Source organism: Maribellus mangrovi (assembly GCF_037646455.1).
Taxonomy (GTDB): domain Bacteria; phylum Bacteroidota; class Bacteroidia; order Bacteroidales; family Prolixibacteraceae; genus Draconibacterium; species Draconibacterium mangrovi_A.
This window is the reverse complement of sequence record NZ_JBBIXN010000010.1, coordinates 1-18,670: the sequence shown is the minus strand read 5'-3', so window position 1 is coordinate 18,670 and position 18,670 is coordinate 1. Positions and strand designations below refer to the sequence as shown.

Here is an 18,670-nt window from a genome sequence, read left to right as displayed (position 1 = left end):
GCCTTTTATCCTTATGAAATAAAGATGTCGAAAGTATATGTACACGGAAATAATATAACGAGCTCCTTAGGATTGAATTCGCAGGAGAATTTTTCAATGCTCGTTTCAAATACCAGTGGTATCCGGTATCATAATACTGGAGATATTTATGGTGAAATCCCGCTTTCCAAAATCGACAAAGACAAATTTGAGAATCGTACCAGGCATGAAAAAATCCCGGATGATTTTTCATTTTTTGAAAAAACAATGCTGTGGTCCGCCAAAGATTCCATCTCGCAAAGCAATATTGACGTTTCTTCCGACAAAACGATTTTCATCATTTCAAGCACAAAAGGGAATATAGAGTTTCTTGGAGCAGAGCATCAAAACCAGGATTTCAGATTGTGGCATTCGGCTCGTAAAATTTCCAGTTATTTTAATAATCCCAACACACCCGTAGTTGTTTCCAATGCCTGTATATCGGGGGTTCTAACGATTAATACTGCAGCACTTCTACTCAGAGAGGGAGTTTATAAAAATGCAGTTGTTATTGGTGCCGATGTAATAAGCGAATTTATTATTGCAGGTTTTATGTCTTTTCATTCGCTCAGCTCTAATCCATGCCGGCCATTTGATAAAAACAGAGATGGTCTGACCCTGGGAGAAGCTGCGGGAAGTATCGTTTTAAGTTCGTTGCATAAGTCGGAGTTTGAGATTTTGGGAGGTGCCAGCTCAAACGATGCCAATCATATTTCGGGACCTTCACGAACCGGAGAAGGACTATATCTTGCAATAGAGTCAGCCATTAAAAATTCCGGGATTACACCTAAACATATCAATTTTGTATCAGCTCACGGAACCGCCACGCTTTACAACGACGAAATGGAGGCTTTGGCACTCCATCGAAATAAGCTTGAAGAAGTATCTACAAATAGTTTTAAAGGGTACTGGGGACATACTTTAGGAGCTGCCGGGGTTATTGAAACCATCGCCACACTAAAATCGATGGAGAACAATTATATGATAAGATCCCTGGGATTCGACGAAAACGGAGTAAGCAGAAACCTTAATATTCTGGATGAAAACCAGAAACAGGAAATAAATTTTGCATTGAAAACCGCTGCGGGATTCGGGGGAGCAAATGCTGCTATCATCCTTAAAAATGCTGCCCTATGAGTCTGAATATTGTAGTACAAATATCATTATCAAATTCAGGAATCCGGGTACAGGGGAAAGAAGTACTCACCGATTCCGGGAGTGACCAATTTTTAAATTCGGCCTACAAAAGCTTACGGATAAAATATCCCAAGTTCTTCAAAATGGATGATTTGAGTAAGCTCGGATTTATAGCAAGTGAATTGTTATTAGGAACAGAAGAGGCAAAAAATTTAATTGACAAAACTGAGAAAAATAAAATTGGCATTGTTCTCCAAAATTCCGATTCATCAGTTGATGTCGACCGCAAACACCTAAAATCGATAGCGGATAAAGAAAATTATTATCCAAGTCCGGCGCTGTTTGTTTATACTCTTCCGAATATTGTAATGGGAGAAATTTCAATACGCAATAACTTCAAAGGCGAAAATGCATTATTTATATTTGAAAAATATAACGCAGAATTTAACGAGTTGTACATTAACTCCTTATTTCGTCAGAATAAGCTGGAAGCATGCATTGGCGGATGGTTTAACGCGAATAACGGGATTTATCAGGCAGAGTTTTATCTTGCGGCAAAAGAATAGTATTGAGTTTTATTGAACGATGAGTAATTTACAATAAGAAGCTTATTATGGAAAACTTAAAAGAAAAATTAAAAAAACAAATAATTGAGGCACTGAATCTTGAGGAAGTTGAAGAGAACGAAATAAGCACATCTGACCCTCTTTTCGGCGATGGATTAGGACTTGATTCAATTGATGCTTTGGAGTTGATTGTTTTGCTTGAGCGCGAATATGGTATAAAAATAGATGATGCCACCAAAGGCAAAGAAATTTTTTACAGCATTGATTCCATAGCAGCGTTTATAGAATCGGAAAAAGATAAATAATGAAGGATGAATGAAGTTGTAATTACCGGGATAGGTGCAATTTCTGCTATCGGGAATACTGTTGACCAGATATACGACTCCCTAAAAAACAGCAGACATGGCATTACAGCTATGTCTGTTCTGAAAAGTAACCTGGCAAACATTTATCCGGTTGGTGAAATAAAATTAACGAACGACGAATTACAACGAATGAGCCCGGTAAAAGGGAAACATTCCCGAACAACATTACTTTCCTCTCTTGCAGTATCAGAAGCCGTAAAATGTGCAAAGTTAGACGAGAAATTAATAGAGAGTACAAGCTTCGTTTCTTCAACTACCGTGGGAGGAATGGATACAACCGAAAATTGTTATTTCGACTTTAAGAATGCCCAAAATCTGGAAATCGCACAAATTCATCCTTGCGGTAATCATTCATCAGAAGTTGCGGCAGTTTTTGGATTGAACAACAATGTACTAACGCTGAGTACTGCTTGTTCTTCTTCTTCGAATGCAATAATTGTTGGAGCAAGATTAATAAAAGCCGGTTTAGTCGACAGGGTAATTGCCGGAGGTTCAGATGCTTTATCAAAATTTACGTTAAACGGGTTCAAAAGCCTTATGATTTTGGACGAAGCGCATTGCAAACCCTTTGATGCCGAACGAAAAGGGCTCAATCTGGGTGAAGCAGCTGCCTATATAGTGTTGGAGAATAGCAAAGTAGCACAAAAACGAAATATTAAGGTCCTTGCGAAATTAGCAGGATATTCCAACGTAAACGAGGCCTATCATCAAACAGCCTCATCGCCAAATGGCGAAGGAGCGTTTCAAGCCATGACAAAGGCATTGCAAATGGCAAAAATCACTACCGCACACATTGATTACATTAACGCTCACGGAACCGGAACCGAAAACAATGATGCCTCTGAATCAACTGCTATAAACCGTTTATTTGATAATACAGATATATTTTTTAGCTCAACTAAAGCATTTACAGGCCACACTTTAGCTGCCTCCGGGGCACTTGAGGCCGTTATCTCTGTTGTAGCTATTCAAAAAGAAATGATCCCTTCCAATCTTAATTTCAAAACAAAAATAGAAGGCATGAGACTTACTCCGCTTACCCATTTTAAAGAATACACAACACGAAATGTAATTTCCAATTCTTTTGGTTTTGGCGGAAATAATACAACACTCGTTTTTAGCCGGATGAATTAGACCATTCAACTGTTATTGATAATATGGAAACAAGGCTATACATAAATGGTACAGGAAATATCTCGAAACTGAAAGATTTTGAAGAATCGTGCGCAGAGGTGTTCGAACCTGATTATCGTGAACTGATAGCCGCACCGAAGCTGCGAAGAATGAGTCGTATAATGAAGATGAACAGTTATGCTGCTCTTTCTGCTATTAAAAACACCAATACAGAAGCTCCGGAAGCAATTAATTCAGCCACAGGTTATGGCTGCCTTTCTGACACCGAAAAATTCTTACAAACATTTTTGGAGAATAAAGAACAATTTTCCAATCCCTCGGCTTTCATAAATTCTACCCACAATTCGTTGGCCGGTAATTTGGCGCTCCTGCTTGGAATTAAAGGCCAAAATTTCACATTTGTCCATGAACAGAACAGTTTCGAAAATGCATTGATTGATGCTGCCCTTGGATTTGAAGAAGGGAGCTTTCAGAATATTATGGTGGGAGGTGCCGACGAAAAAACAAGTCTTGTAGATACTATTTCAGAAGGATTATCGTGTAAGCCGAAAGGAGAAGGAGCCGCCTATCTTTATATTTCGAAAGTTAAAACAGACAGTAGTTTTGCTGTAATACGCTCAATAAATCTTGATTTTAAGAATACAAATCTTAACGATTTCGTCTTTAGTATTCTGGAAGAAAACAAATTAATACATAACGATTTCGATTTCTTAATTAATGGAACAAGCCTGAAATTGCCTGATTTTTCGAATCAAATAATGGCTTCCGGATTCACAGGAGATTATCCTACTGTTGCAGCCTTGCTTGTCGTATGGGCCTGTGAAATTCTTAAAAGTCAATCCATAAAATTTCCGGTAGTTGAAAACGGAACTTACCAGCGTATTTTGGTAATCAATAAATATCCCAGAGGCGCCAAATCAGCAATAATCGTAGAGAAAGCATGAAAGCACTCAGCACACATAAAAAAGTTCTGCTGTTGTATTTGTGTGTACTAATTGTTCTTATGGTTTTGGTATATGTAAACCATATACCTTTTTATCCCCTCGTATTATCATTTATTGCATATTTAATTCTGTTAATTGCCGGTTCTTCTTATTTGCGACTTCAATATTACATGCCGGTTAAGAACCAGCTTAACGATAAAACAAAAGTTGCTTTAACCTTTGATGACGGACCAGATTCCGAAGTTACCCCTCAATTATTAGCGGTGTTGGAAAGACACAATGTTAAGGCCAGTTTTTTTTGTATCGGGGAGAAAATAGAAAAGAACAAAGAACTTGCACAGCGTATTGTTGCCGAGGGGCATATACTGGGCAACCACTCGTATCACCATTCAAATTATTTCCCTATATATTCAGTCACGAATATTTGTAATGAGCTCGACAAAACAAATATCCTTATTGAGGAAATAGCAAAACAGAAGAACGTTTATTTTCGGCCGCCATTTGGGGTAACAAATCCGTCAATTGCCAAAGCTGTGAAGAAAATGAATCTGAAAGCTATAGGCTGGAATGTACGCACATTTGATACCGTAAGAAGAAATGAAAAACTACTGAAGAAACTAAATAAAAAGATAACTGGCGGGGAGATTATACTTTTTCACGACACCCATATTGCATTAGTTGAAATAGTTGATAGTTTTATAGAATCGTGCAAAAAGAAAGGATTAGAATTTATTACAATACAAAATATATGATTCAGCGAATTTCCATTGTTATAGTATTAATATTTTATGTTATTGCAACATACGGACAGGAAACTAAGTTTGAGCAGGTTGTCCAGGATTACGAAGCGGTAATTCAGAAGCTTGATTCTGTTGCAAAAATCACGCGCACAATCCGGAGTGATTTTGTTCAAACTAAACATCTTACCGTTTTGGAAGAAGATATCGTAAGCAAGGGCAAATTTATCTTTTCGAAACCTTCAAATATAAAATGGTCGTATTTAGAACCTTACATTTACCAAATCTCGTTTATAGATTCAAAATTAACCATAAATAACGATGGGAAAGTTACCGAACACGATGCCAACTCAAATGAAATTTTCAGCGAGATAAACAATATTATTTCGGGGATGATTAACGGGTCTATTATGTCAAGCCCAATGTTCAACGTAACCATGTTACAGAATAACAAACAATACCTGGTAGAATTGGAACCGAAAAACAACGAGTTCAAACGTTTTATAAACCGAATAAAATTATACCTCGGCAAGGATGATTTTATGGTTTCACAAATCGTCATGGAAGAAAGTGCTGATGATTATACTGAAATCACTTTCCAAAACAGAAAAATAAATACTCCCGTTTCTGATTCAGACATAATAATAAATTGATTAAAATTGAAATGGACATTAAAAATAGCAGTAATAGCATCTCTTGTACTTGTATTTCAGTCGTGTTCAAATTTACATCTGAGGTATAAAAAAACTGACGATCTCGCAAACGAGGCAACAGGCCTGTCGTGGAAATTAAATAAAGCTTTATACAAAGCCAGAATCACATTCTTTAACAAGGAATACTCCGGGCTCATGTTTTTTAAAGAATATCCCGAAACAAAAGATGTCAGAATGATTTTCATGTCGGAGTTTGGCTTAAAATTTTTCGACTTGAAATTAGACAAAAACGGAACTGTGACCACTGAATACATTATAGATGAACTTAACCGGAAATCAATCATCAATACTTTGAGCACCGATTTCAGGTTGTTGTTTTTGCATTTCAAAGAAACGGATTGTAAGAAATATTTTTCGGGAAAGAACAAAACATATATGCAAAAATGCAAAAAAGGGAAATTCCGGTACTCCTATTTTTTCAACAACAATAATAAAATAGAAACAATTAAATATGCTTCTTTCTTTAGGAAGAAAGTAACGATTGAGTTAAAGGAATACGAAAATAATATTCCCGGAAATGTAACCATAAAACATTTTGGTATTCCTTTAAAGCTAAATTTGAATTACATAAAATAAATACAGTTTGGATAGAGCTTTTGAAATAACACATATTGAAGAAAATCAAAACAAGATAACAGCTTCAGTTAAATTAAAAAGGGAGCACGCGGTTTTTTCCGGGCACTTTCCCGACAAATCGATATTGCCCGGAGTTGTAGAAATAGAGTTGGTTCGTGAAATAATAAACCGGCACTTTAAGAAAACATTCGAATTGAAAACGGCTAAAAGTATAAAATTCGTTGGAATGGTCATTCTCGATGAAGTGGACGAAGTGTTTGTTGAATTATCGGTTTTACAAAACGAGGATTCACCGGATCTGAAAGTAAACGCAATTATTAAGAATAACGACCAGCTTTTCGCTAAATTAACCGGAATCGACTTTGTCCAGTAATGGAAGAAAAATATTCAGCAATATTATCCGAGACTCTTGTTGTTATTCCAACTTACAACAACAATAGAACTGTTGCCACGATTATTAACGAAGTTCTGCCGATTGCGGAAAATCTACTGGTTGTAAATGACGGTTCTACTGATAATACTTCCGAGATTCTTAAAACATTTGGAGATAAAATTGTGGTCATTGTAAACCCAGTTAATAAAGGGAAAGGATACAGTATCAGACGTGCATTTAAGTATGCGCTGCAAAATGGTTATAAGTATGTGATTACGCTCGATTCGGATGGACAACATTTTGCGAATGATATTCCTGAATTTATTAAGGATGTGATACATAATGGCCCCTCTTTAATTGTTGGCGCGCGAAATATGAATGCCACAAATGTTCCGGGGAAAAGTTCATTTGGTAATCGTTTTTCAAATTTCTGGTACTGGGTGGAAACAGGCGATAAACTCGAAGATACGCAGTCCGGTTTCAGACTGTATCCGATAGAACTGATGAAAGATATCCATTTTAAGACCAATAGATTTGAATTTGAAGTCGAAGTCCTTGTCCGAACCCAATGGAATTACATCAAAGTGAAAAACATACCTATTAAGATTCACTATGAAACGCCTGAATTACGTGTTTCCCATTTTAAACCGGTAACCGATTTTGTGCGCATTAGTATATTAAATACCGTTTTATTTCTGATAGCCTTTTTATACATCCATCCGCGTAATCTTTTCAAATATTTTTCAGAAAATAACATCGTTTCTATTATAAAGGATGTACTCAAAAAGCACAACGAAACTCCGTTTAAAATAGCTTCAGCAATGGGATTTGGAGTATTTATGGGAATAGTTCCGTTCTGGGGATTTCAGATGATGCTCGCTGCGCTTTTTGCACACCGATTGAAATTAAACAAAGCGTTGGTTTTACTGGCTTCAAACATTAGTATTCCACCAATGATCCCGATACTTATTTACATGAGTTATCAAACAGGTTATTTGGTTTACAACGGGACTTTCGACAGAATTTCCAATATTTTTCACATTGCAGATTTCATAATAAATGAAGGTGTATATAACGCACTAACTGCGCTGGGCAACAGTATTCTGTATTATTTGGTAGGGAGTTTCATTTTTGGAATATTATCCGGATTATTGACATGGGGTCTTACCATGGTATTTATTAAAATCAAGCAACGCGTGTTATAATGGGAAATGTTCTTTTACACATACATAATTTTGTATTAAAGCACAAGATCTTTTCAATTACCACAATTGCCATTGTAGTTTTTGCTTCTGTTTTTTCCATAACCCGGCTCCGGTTTAATGAAGATGTATCCCGATTCTTTCCTGACTCGGGCAATAGTGCACAATTACGCTATATTATGAACGAATCGACTTTAATGAATAAAATCATCTTCACTATTCATAAAGATTACGATTCGACATCGGTGGAGCAATTGGTTGATTTTTCAAACGATTTGATTTCAATTCTTGAGGCGGATTCGATTCGTACTTTACTAAGTAATCAGCGGTACGGGATTAGTGAGTCGGATTTAATGAGCGTAATGGATATTGTAAGAAATAATTTACCCCTCTTTCTCGACTCGTCCGATTATGAAGAAATTGACCGAAAACTTCAACCTGACTCGATAAAAAATACAGTTGATGCGGGTTATAAAAGCCTGCTGTCGCCTATCGGATTTGTTTCTTCGCAATTCTTTTTAGAGGACCCGTTTAACCTTTCCGGAATGGGATTGAAAAAGGTTGACGCCTTTAATTTCAGCAAAGACTTTACTACCTACAAAGGGCATATTTTCAATACCGAAAAGTCCGATATGTTCTTATTTGCAAACTTGAAAAAGGGAAACAGCCCCGAGGCAAACCGGTATTTTTTTGATGTAATCAGCAAACATTTAAAGGAATTAAAGCAGGAAAAAATATACGCCGGTATCGAGCCTTATGTTTTAAGTGGCACTTTGGTCGCCCTGCAAAATGAAGACCGGATTAAAAAAGATGTTACCATTACCGTATCCTTAACAATCTTACTGCTACTACTCCTTGTTTGGTATTTTTTCAGAAAACGAAGGGCTTTGTTTATCATTTTTTTACCAACTCTATTGGGAAGTGTTGTTGCCCTAGGCACCTTATCTCTTTTTTCGAAAGAGATTTCCTTAATGTCCCTTGGGATTGGGGCAATTCTTATGGGTATGACCGTCGATTACTCCTTGCACATTTATTCTCACTACCGGCAGTATGGCTCAATAAAAAAAATGCTAATGCAGGTGAGCTCACCGATAATACTGAGTACGATAACAACAATGTCGGCCTTTTATGTGTTAAACCTAGTAAGGTCTCAGGTTTTAAGCGATTTGGGAATCTTCTCGGCATTAAGCATATTTTTCGCTGCCATATTTGCTTTAACATTATTACCTGTTTTAATAAAAACAGATAAGAACCCGGAGCCGGGAAATACTTTCTTCGATTCGTTAAGCAACAGCAAAATTTATGATAATAAAAGATTAAGGCTACTACTATTTATTCTCACCGGGATTTTCTTAGTTGTTGGTGGCAATGTCCCTTTCGATTCGGACATGATGAAAAGCAACTACATTTCAAAAGAAACAGCAATTGCCGAAAACCACACAAGTAAGTTCGTAGAGCAAACATCAGATAACCTGTATATTATAACCCACGGCAAAAATTTGGACAGTGTTTTAAAAAGTAACAGCGAGGTCAATTTTTTACTCGATAGTCTAAAAGAAAAAGGAGTCATCAATAATTATTTATCCGTTAATAATCTAATAAAACCCAATGCGGAACAGGAAAAAAAGATTGCGGACTGGAAGGATTATTGGTCAGAAAAATTCGGAAAAACAAGAACAGAACTGGAATCGGAAGCAGCTATTGTTGGATTAAAAAACAATGCTTTCAAAAAGTTTTATCATCTGGTGGAGAAGGACTACCACAACTTATCAGAAACAGATCGTGAAAAACTCTTGGATTTATTATTCAGCGATTTTATTGTTAGAAATGACTCCATGATTGCTGCAATTTCAGTAGTAAAAGTCGATGAAATTGAAGCAGCAAAATCAATAATCGATGCCGGATTACATTCAAATTCCTGGTCGTACAATAGTCGTGCGTTTGTAAACAATTTAATTTTAGGGATTAAGAACAGTTTTTCAAACATCGTCTATATTTCACTTATCGTGGTTTTCATGATTTTGCTTCTTTATTTTGGAAGAATAGAATTGACTTTAATTACCATGGTTCCAATTTTATTTGGATTTATATGGATCGAGGGGATAATGAGTTTATTAAACATGAATTATAACATTTTTAATATTATCGTTTTATCATTCATCTTTGGTCTTGGGATTGATTATGGCATTTTTATCACAAAAGGAGTACTTCAAAAATACGCATACAATCAGGCTGTTGTTGTTGAATACAGGGTATCCATCCTGCTGTCGTACCTGACGACTACAATCGGGATGGGATCGCTGATTCTTGCTAAACACCCCGCCTTACATTCTATTGCAATTATGGCGATTATTGGTATTTCTTCCACATTACTGATTGCTTATACCATTCAGCCGGCACTGCTAAAATTTCTGCTGTATAATAAAGGGGAAAAAAGAAAAAGTCCAGTTACGCTGACTGATTTTATTTTTTCGCTGTTGGGTTTAACCGAATTTGTTTTGGGCGCCGTCTTCCTAAGTTTAACTGCTGTAATATTCCGGATAATCCCGGTCGCCATTAAAACAAAAAAAATATGGTTTCACATTTTACTTCAGAAATTTGCAAAGGGTATTCTATACTTGCATCCTGTTAGTTCCAAGAAAATTATAAACGAACACGGAGAAGATTTCCGAAAGCCTGCTGTAATAATTGCTAACCACCAGTCGCATATCGATATTATGATGATTTTACTTCTTCATCCCAAAATATTGATATTAACCAACGACAGGAACTGGAATAACAAACTTTTTGGTTTTATCATAAAATATGCCGACTTTTTGCCGGTCTCAATTCATCACGAGGAATTGATTAATAAATTACGACCAAAGGTTAGCGAAGGCTACTCGATAATGATATTCCCGGAAGGAACACGGTCGGCTGACGGCGTGCTTAAACCCTTCCACAGAGGCGCCTTTTTACTGGCACGTGAACTGAACCTGGAAATCTTACCTGTTATTTTGCATGGCATTGGAACAATGTTGAGCAAAGAAGAATTCTTCGTTCACAAAGGGCATATTTTAATTAAAGTGTTACCTCGCCTTACTATTAATTCGGGAGATTATGGGAAAAGTTTACTAAAACAATCCCGGAATGTCTTCAGGTATTTTTCCAGTGAATACAATAAGCTCAGGAAGGAAATAGAAACCCCTGGATATTATCGAAACACGGTATTAAGCAGCTATCTTTTCAGGTCGCCTCAGATTGAATGGTATATGAAAATTAAGATCAGGATGGAAGATAATTACACGTATTACCACAACCTGATTCCAATGGAAGCCACAATTTCTGATTTAGGCTGTGGATATGGTTTCCTGATTCATACCTTGGCACAGTGCTCCGAACAAAGAAAATTTGTAGGAGTTGATTTTGATTGTGATAAAATAGCTGTTGCCAAAAACAATGCGCTCACGAACAATAAAACAAGATTTTACTGTTGCGATCTCACCGATTATGAACCAGAAGAATCGGATGTGTTTATTTTAAACGATGTACTTCATTACTTGTCAGCAAAAGACCGATCCGATTTATTGAGAAAAGTATACTCAAAAATGAACAATAACGGTTCTATTGTTATTAGAGACGGCGATAAAGATTTAAAACACAAGCATAAAATCACCGAGCTGTCGGAGGTAATTTCAACATCCATAAAATTTAATAAAGCAAACTTCCGTGACCTGGATTTTCTTAGCCGCCAGGAAATTATTTCGCTTACAAAAGAACTGGGAGCACATTTAGAAATTGCAGACAACACCCGGTATACTTCCAACATCACATACATAATAAGAAAGGAACCAGATGAATAAGTACGATATAATCATAATCGGGAGCGGTTTGGGAGGACTTCAAACAGGATATATCTTAAGTAAAGAAGGTTATAGGGTATGCATTTTGGAGCAAGGTTCACAAATCGGAGGTTCAATTCAGAATTTTGTACGCGATGGTGTTATTTTCGATACCGGGGCACATTACATCGGGTGTTACGATAAAGGACAGACATTATATCGTTATTTCGATTACTTTAATCTGAACGATAAGTTGGTAGTTCATAGAATGGATCAAGACCGCTTTGACGAGATTAGCTTCAGAGACAATGGAAAGGCATATCCTCATGCCCTGGGATTCGAAAATTTTGCTGAAAAATTAATTCAAAGTTTTCCTGCCGAAAGCAAGGCAATAAATACTTATGTTGCCGATATTAAGAATATTGGAAACGATTTCCCCTTGTTTAGTTTAAATGGAAGTACAACTTATTCCAGTATTGACCAAAATTTCCATACACCAATTTCAGACTATCTTTCTTCGTTAACCAATAATCAAAGGTTAAAGGCCGTGCTGGCAGGTTCTAACTTTTTGTATGCAGGCCAGAGCGGAAAAACTCCTTATTATGTCCATGCTCTTATTTCAAATAGTTATATTCAAAGTTCATATCGTTTAGTAGGCGGAAGCGGGCAAATAGCCAGACTGCTTTTTAAAGGGATCTTGGAACTCGGAGGTACTGTATTAAAAAACAAGAAGGTGGTAGAGATGAAGATGATTGGTAAAAATATCGAACGATTAATTACGTCAAGCGGAGAAGAGTTTTTTGCCAAAAACGTCATATCAAATGCTCACCCAGTACCCACTTTTAAAATGTTGCCTGAAGAGATTACTAAAAAGATATATTTTAAAAGGCTATCAAATCTGGAAAACACAATGTCGGTCTTTAGTCTTTATATTATTTTCAAAAAAGATTCTTTCAGGCATTTCAATTTTAATATACATCACCACGAAAATCACAATGTTTGGCTGAATGTAAATTATAATGAAAAAAAATGGCCTTACAATTATATGTTTTTCACACTACCCGGGAGAAGCAACTCTAAATATGCTGAAGGTGCCATTATCATTTCACCAATGCGCTATTCTGAATTTGCCCGTTGGGAAGGAACCCAAACAAAAAATCGGCCTGCGGAGTACTATAGTTTAAAGGACGAAAAAAAGGAAATGTTGCTTTCTTTTGTTGAAGAACGCTTTCCTGAAATCAGAAACAGTATCGAATCCGTTTATTCTTCTACACCGTTAACGTACCGCGATTATACAGCTACACACGAGGGCTCGATGTATGGTATTGCACGTGATGCCACGAATTTAGGCAGTATTTTGGTGATGCCAAAAACAAAAATTCCGAACCTGTTTATTACAGGACAAAATGTAATTATGCATGGAGTACTCGGGATTACTGTTGGCTCGATTCAAACGGCAGCAAATTTTGTCGGTCGGGAAAAATTATTGGAACAAATTAGGTAAAACTTTATGCGAAAGGACATATTAATAATTGGAGGGGGGTTGGGAGGTTTGATTTGCGGTATCCTATTGCAAAAGAATAATTTTAATGTTTCTATCGCTGAAAAAAATAAAAGAGTTGGCGGCTTATTGCAAAACTTTAAACGAAAAGGATGCACTTTCGATGTCGGGATGCATTACATAGGCTCTGCCGAAAAAGGACAAATCGTTTATAAAATTTTAAAATACCTGAATATTTACGATAAAATCAGCCTGCACGAAATGGATACAAGTGGATATGAGGTATTTAAAATTCAGGATAAAACTTATACATTTCCTAAAGGTTGGGAGGCATTTAAAAACCGGCTGTCAGAATACTTCCCCAACGAAAAAGTGGCCATCGTCAAATATGCTGAAACCGTACAGGAGGCATCCAACTCTTTCGACATCATAAATTTACGCTATCCTGTGAGTTTGAACTTCGGAAAGAACAAATTTGCCGAAACCGGAATTTACGATTTCATCGACGAGCTTACAGGTAACGATGAATTAAAAAGGGTACTCTCGCTCATGAATTCGATGTACGCCGGGCAAAAGGATAAAGCTTCGTTATATACCCATGCCGTAATCCATAATCATTACAGCCAAAGTTCGATGAAAATTGAAGGAGGCGGAGAAGAAATAGCAAACGCACTGGAAAATGAATTTGTTTCTCATGGCGGAAAGATTTTTGTGAATGAGTTTATCCATAAATTCGAAACTAAAGACGGATTAATAGAAAGCGCATTGAGCAAATCGGGTCATAAATTTAAAGCTGATTATTTTATCTCAGGGTTCCATCCATCGTTAACAATCGATATGATTGAAGGGAATTATTTGCGTAAACCCTATCGCAAAAGAATGCAACAGCTGGAGAATACCATTTCAACATTTAGCATACACCTCGTCCTTAAAAAACCAACATTTCAAAATTTCAATTTCAACTTTCACCGCTATCTTCAGGATGAAGTGTGGGGAGCAGATTCATACCATCCGGACACCTGGCCGCAAAGCTATTTAATTTATACGCCCTACAACAGGGAAAGCACGACCAAATGCCTGAGTGTTTTCACATTTATGAGCTATTCCGAAGTAAAAAAATGGGAAAATGCAACAAACGAAAGCCATACCGAAAGTTACAAACAATGGAAAGAACAAAGAGCCCAAAAGTTGCTTAAAGTTGTTGAAAAGGATTTTCCCGAAATAATCGGAAACATTGACGACATGGAAGTTCTGACACCGTTGAGCTACAAAGATTACCTAAATAACAAACAGGGGGAATGTTACGGGATTGTACACGACTACAAAGAAGTTTTAAAGTCGCTGGTACTCACAAAAACACAAATTTCCAACCTGTACTTTACGGGACAAAATGTAAATATGCATGGTTTTTTAGGTGTTTCCATCGGAAGCCTGTTAACTGCCGGAAATTTTATCGACATTAACAATTTAGTGAAATCAATATCAGAACAAGAATAAATGAAGAAAAAGATACTACTCCTGCTCGCTGCGCTTATTATTGTTTTCGTTGTGTTATTTATTCGCGATATTAGGGTTGAGCCACCAAAAGTAGAATATCAGAAATATGCCGAAACACCGAGAGTTGAACTGGCAAAAGATTCTTACAGGATTGACAGAAACTGGCTGCGTAAAAACGATAAGGGGCTTTGGGAGATGTATGTTGAAGGAAGCCCCGTGGAGATGGGCGTTTACGAGGGGAAACTGGGCAAAGAATTAATTTATAAACAGGAAGAGTCTTTTGTCAGCCAGATAAAAAAAATGATTCCATCGGAGTCTTATTTAAAAATGCTCAGGATTTTTGTAGCCTGGTTCAACCGCGATATCGACGAATACATTATCGATGAATATAAGGAGGAAATATTTGGAGTTTCCTTATCCACTTCGGATAAATTCAGTTTTATTGCCGATGGATACCAACGCATGCTGAGCTACCATGGTGCGCATGACATAGGACATGCTTTAGCAGATTTGGCTTTAGTAGGTTGCACTTCTTTTGCGGCGAACCAGAATAGTACAGATTCATCGTTGCTCGTTGGCCGGAATTTCGATTTTTATATAAACGATAGTTTTGCTAAGAATAAAATTATTGCTTTTGTCAATCCGGAATCCGGGTATAAATTTGCCTATGTTACATGGGCCAGCATGATTGGCGTTGTGTCCGGCATGAATATAAAGGGCCTTACTGTAACCATAAATGCTGCAAAATCAGACATTCCCACAAAAGCACGTACGCCTATTTCGTTGCTCACTCGCGAAATTTTGCAATACGCTTCCAATATTGACGAAGCTATTGAAATAGCCAATAAAAGAAAAATCTTTGTGTCCGAATCAATCCTTGTTTCATCACCGTCTGATAACAAGGCTGTTATCATTGAAAAATCACCGACAAAATCGGATATTTTCTCCAGCAAATCATCAAAAATAGTATGTGCGAACCATTTTCAGGGGGCGCTGTTCAAAGACGACCCAATCAACAAAAAAAATATTTCGGAATCGGCATCGCTATACAGGCAGCAACGATGCACCCAATTACTCGAAGAAAAATCCGATACATTCAGTGTGTACGATGCTGCTGAAATTTTAAGGGATGCCAAAGGGCTAGACGGGAAAGACATTGGTTTGGGAAATGAAGAAGCAATGAATCAATTAATTTCTCACCATAGTATAATATTTAAACCAAAACATTTACAGTTGTGGGTTTCAACCAGTCCATATCAACTGGGTGAATACCTTTGTTACGACCTCAATAAAATCTTTTCTTCAGACTCCGTCCCCGGTAACCAGGAAACGATATACCAGGAAACAAAAAATATCAAAGCAGACACCTTACTTTATTCTGAAAAATTTGCCAATTATAAACAGTTTAAAAGATTAAGATCAGAGCTTTTAGAAGCAATAGATAATAAGGCTGTTATTGAGAATGATACGCTGCTCGGATTTGAGAAATCAAATAAAAATTATTTCCAGGTTTATGAAATATTAGGCGATTATTATTCTTTACACAACCAACATAAAAACGCAGTGAAGGCTTATCAAAATGCTTTAGACTGCGAAATACCAAATACCTGGGAAACGAATAAAATAGAGAAAGCCCTAAAAAAACAAATAGAAAAGAATGGATACTAAAGCAATTAATCAGGGATTAATCAAAACTGTTCTTTACCTGGCTAAGAAGTCTCCTTATTACAAACGACTTTTTTCGGATACAGGCATCGATCCCTATACAATACAATCTATAGATGACCTGAAAAATATTCCTACTACCTCAAAAACAGAACTACAAAATAATAACAGCGATTTTTTTTGTATAGAACCTTCTGACTATGCCGATATAGTTTCAACATCAGGAACTTTAGGTGAACCTGTAGTAGTGCCTTTAACAAAAAACGATATCAGGCGATTGGCTGTAAACGAGGCTGGTTCATTTACAACAGCCGGGGTAAACAACAACGACCTTGTTCAATTAATGGTTACCCTTGATATGCGTTTTATGGCCGGCTTAGCTTATTTTGAAGGAATCCAGAAAATAGGGGCTGCAACACTTAGGATCGGCCCCGGTTCGCCGGCAGTTCAATTGGAGAATATCAGAAAATTTAGCCCGACTGTATTAGTGGGAGTTCCGGGATTCATCTCAAAAATTATAGATTATACCGAGAAAAATAATATAAATATCAATCACACGTCCGTTAAGAAAATTATTTGTATCGGCGACGCCATTCGCGATGAAAAATTCGAGCTTAATTCAATCGGAAAACGAATAAAGGAAAGATGGCATATTGATTTATATTCTACCTATGCTTCAACAGAAATGGCTACTTCTTTTACCGAATGCAATGCAGGGAAAGGAGGGCATTTGCAGGAAGATCTTCTGGTTGTAGAGATACTTGATGATGAAGGGAATGTTCTACCTTATGGCGAGTTGGGAGAGGTAACTATCACAACTTTAGGCATTGAAGGTATGCCGTTGCTAAGGTTTAGAACCGGGGATATGGCATTTTTGGTTGACCGTGTATGCGAATGTGGAAGAAACGCGGTTCGAATTAGTCCGATTATCGGAAGAAAAGAACAAATGATAAAATACAAAGGAACAACACTATACCCGGCAGCAATAATTGATGTTTTAAATAAATATACCAGTGTTGTTAATTATTACATTGAAGTTAATACTGATGATAACGGAATTGATCAGATTCAAATAGCAATTGCCATCGAAAATGAAACAGAAGCAGATGAATGTCTTTCAAATCTGAAGGACAGTTTTAAAGTAAGTCTCAGGGTTGTTCCAAACATATTTATTAAATCATCGAAGGAAATAATGGAACAAATTAGTAAAAACCAGGGGCGTAAACCGAAATTATTTTTTGATTATCGTCAAAATATTTAATGAATCATCTACAATTATGAAAAAGCTATTATTAATGCTGTTATGCGGAAGTCACTTTCTGCTGAATGTTCAGGATTTAGAATCTTACAAAAAAGATAACACTATTACAATGTTTGGTGTTGACTATACCCAAACATATTTTGTTGGAGAAGATGGATTCAATGATCCCATCGCAATAGCCAATCAATTTCCCCAGAAATGGAATGTTCTTTTTTATGCTGAATCTGATAAATATAGCATAGAAAAGTACATGTTAAAGGCATCGGTAACTTATTCTTTAAGTAAAATTGAAGAAGTCAATAAGACAATTACAAGCGAAGATGTAAAATCAAGAATTGTGAATGAAATTCCGGAAGGCAAGCTATTAACTAAAGAAGGCGCTGAAAAACTTGCCTTATCTAAGCATTTGAAAGGAGAAACGAAATATGGTGTTATATTCTTCGCATCTGAATACAATAAAATTACAGGAGTTGGCTATTACTATGCAGTTGTTCTGGACATTGGAAATAATAGTGTTATTTTTTCCAAAAAATTACAAGGAAAAACAGGAGGATTCGGATTCAGGAATTATTGGGCATCTACGTTCCATGATTCGTTAAAGCAATTTAGGAGTGAACTGAAAAAGGGGATCTACTGATTGATGATTATTACTGAGATTACTTTTGAATCCACAGTTTCGTGGAAATCGTAATTTCACTTTCAGATTAAAAACAAATCCATCAATATTAAATTGGATATATGATTCCAATTTTCATCATTCTTTAGCTATTGCGGCTACGGATCAGGAGGTTAGGGGTTCGAGTCCCTTCAGGTTCACCAGAAAAGAGTTGGAGTTTATACTTCAACTCTTTTTTTTTTGCACAATACTTCACAAAAGCACCATAGTTCTCAGATTTCCCAAAAATGGAGTCATGAACTGCTGAATTGTAACCCGAATCATTTTTAAACCCATTGTCATTCTAATCCCAGAAATTGGGTGTTCACTTTCATAATTAACAGGTAATCAGAATTCAGCAGGGCGTTTATTCGAGGCTTCTTTTTATGCATTTGATTCTTGTGGGAAATAATTTCTGGTTCCTAATCTAACGTCAGTTCGACATAAGAAACACAATAATTTATTAGAAAAGAAACAAGGTTTTGTTTATATTTAAGTATCTCAC

Annotated in this window: 16 protein-coding genes; all 16 read left to right on the top strand. The window is 36.6% G+C overall.

From position 1 onward, the window contains the following. Positions 1 to 24: 24 nt before the first annotated feature. From WFY05_RS21795 to WFY05_RS21720, 16 genes are read left to right on the top strand one after another with little or no spacing between them, the layout of a single operon-like run. Positions 25 to 1,155: a beta-ketoacyl synthase N-terminal-like domain-containing protein gene (locus WFY05_RS21795; RefSeq protein WP_340115062.1), complete on the top strand. Its 1,131-nt coding sequence runs from the start codon at positions 25 to 27 to the stop codon at positions 1,153 to 1,155. Then, positions 1,152 to 1,721: a beta-ketoacyl-[acyl-carrier-protein] synthase family protein gene (locus WFY05_RS21790; RefSeq protein ID WP_340115061.1), complete on the top strand. Its 570-nt coding sequence runs from the start codon at positions 1,152 to 1,154 to the stop codon at positions 1,719 to 1,721. Before WFY05_RS21795 ends, WFY05_RS21790 begins: the two co-directional genes overlap by 4 nt. 47 nt (positions 1,722 to 1,768) lie before the next feature. Then, on the top strand, positions 1,769 to 2,026 hold the full coding sequence (locus WFY05_RS21785) for a phosphopantetheine-binding protein (RefSeq protein WP_340115060.1): 258 nt from the start codon (positions 1,769 to 1,771) through the stop codon (positions 2,024 to 2,026). Positions 2,027 to 2,032: 6 nt separating this feature from the next. Beyond that, the gene (locus WFY05_RS21780; protein WP_340115059.1) at positions 2,033 to 3,220 is read left to right on the top strand and encodes a beta-ketoacyl-[acyl-carrier-protein] synthase family protein; all 1,188 of its coding nucleotides are present in this window, start codon (positions 2,033 to 2,035) and stop codon (positions 3,218 to 3,220) included. A 23-nt stretch (positions 3,221 to 3,243) separates the two neighbouring features. Then, positions 3,244 to 4,164 (top strand): beta-ketoacyl synthase chain length factor, encoded by a 921-nt coding sequence (locus tag WFY05_RS21775; RefSeq protein WP_340115058.1) that lies wholly within the window; start codon positions 3,244 to 3,246, stop codon positions 4,162 to 4,164. Beyond that, positions 4,161 to 4,916 (top strand): polysaccharide deacetylase family protein, encoded by a 756-nt coding sequence (locus WFY05_RS21770; protein WP_340115057.1) that lies wholly within the window; start codon positions 4,161 to 4,163, stop codon positions 4,914 to 4,916. Before WFY05_RS21775 ends, WFY05_RS21770 begins: the two co-directional genes overlap by 4 nt. After that, the gene (gene lolA2 / locus WFY05_RS21765; RefSeq protein ID WP_340115056.1) at positions 4,913 to 5,554 is read left to right on the top strand and encodes a flexirubin biosynthesis/transport protein LolA2; all 642 of its coding nucleotides are present in this window, start codon (positions 4,913 to 4,915) and stop codon (positions 5,552 to 5,554) included. The genes WFY05_RS21770 and lolA2 overlap by 4 nt, the downstream gene beginning before the upstream one ends. Before the next feature lie 6 nt (positions 5,555 to 5,560). Next, positions 5,561 to 6,190, top strand: a complete 630-nt coding sequence (gene lolB2, locus WFY05_RS21760; protein ID WP_340115055.1) for a flexirubin biosynthesis protein LolB2 — start codon at positions 5,561 to 5,563, stop codon at positions 6,188 to 6,190. A gap of 7 nt (positions 6,191 to 6,197) precedes the next feature. After that, positions 6,198 to 6,563 carry an ApeI family dehydratase gene (locus tag WFY05_RS21755; protein ID WP_340115054.1) on the top strand — a complete coding sequence of 122 codons (366 nt, stop codon included), beginning with the start codon at positions 6,198 to 6,200 and terminating at the stop codon, positions 6,561 to 6,563. Then, positions 6,563 to 7,768: a DUF2062 domain-containing protein gene (locus WFY05_RS21750; protein WP_340115053.1), complete on the top strand. Its 1,206-nt coding sequence runs from the start codon at positions 6,563 to 6,565 to the stop codon at positions 7,766 to 7,768. The genes WFY05_RS21755 and WFY05_RS21750 overlap by 1 nt, the downstream gene beginning before the upstream one ends. Then, positions 7,768 to 11,607 (top strand): 1-acyl-sn-glycerol-3-phosphate acyltransferase, encoded by a 3,840-nt coding sequence (locus tag WFY05_RS21745; RefSeq protein ID WP_340115052.1) that lies wholly within the window; start codon positions 7,768 to 7,770, stop codon positions 11,605 to 11,607. The genes WFY05_RS21750 and WFY05_RS21745 overlap by 1 nt, the downstream gene beginning before the upstream one ends. Next, positions 11,600 to 13,090, top strand: a complete 1,491-nt coding sequence (locus tag WFY05_RS21740) for a phytoene desaturase family protein (RefSeq protein WP_340115051.1) — start codon at positions 11,600 to 11,602, stop codon at positions 13,088 to 13,090. The genes WFY05_RS21745 and WFY05_RS21740 overlap by 8 nt, the downstream gene beginning before the upstream one ends. Before the next feature lie 6 nt (positions 13,091 to 13,096). Next, complete coding sequence (locus WFY05_RS21735; protein WP_340115050.1) at positions 13,097 to 14,584, top strand: phytoene desaturase family protein; 1,488 nt, start codon at positions 13,097 to 13,099, stop codon at positions 14,582 to 14,584. Continuing rightward, positions 14,585 to 16,252 (top strand): C45 family autoproteolytic acyltransferase/hydrolase, encoded by a 1,668-nt coding sequence (locus tag WFY05_RS21730; RefSeq protein WP_340115049.1) that lies wholly within the window; start codon positions 14,585 to 14,587, stop codon positions 16,250 to 16,252. It abuts the gene before it with no gap. Then, positions 16,242 to 17,510: a flexirubin biosynthesis putative acyl-CoA ligase FlxY gene (gene flxY / locus WFY05_RS21725; protein ID WP_340115048.1), complete on the top strand. Its 1,269-nt coding sequence runs from the start codon at positions 16,242 to 16,244 to the stop codon at positions 17,508 to 17,510. The genes WFY05_RS21730 and flxY overlap by 11 nt, the downstream gene beginning before the upstream one ends. Before the next feature lie 16 nt (positions 17,511 to 17,526). Then, positions 17,527 to 18,147: a hypothetical protein gene (locus tag WFY05_RS21720; protein WP_340115047.1), complete on the top strand. Its 621-nt coding sequence runs from the start codon at positions 17,527 to 17,529 to the stop codon at positions 18,145 to 18,147. Positions 18,148 to 18,670 lie beyond the last annotated feature (523 nt).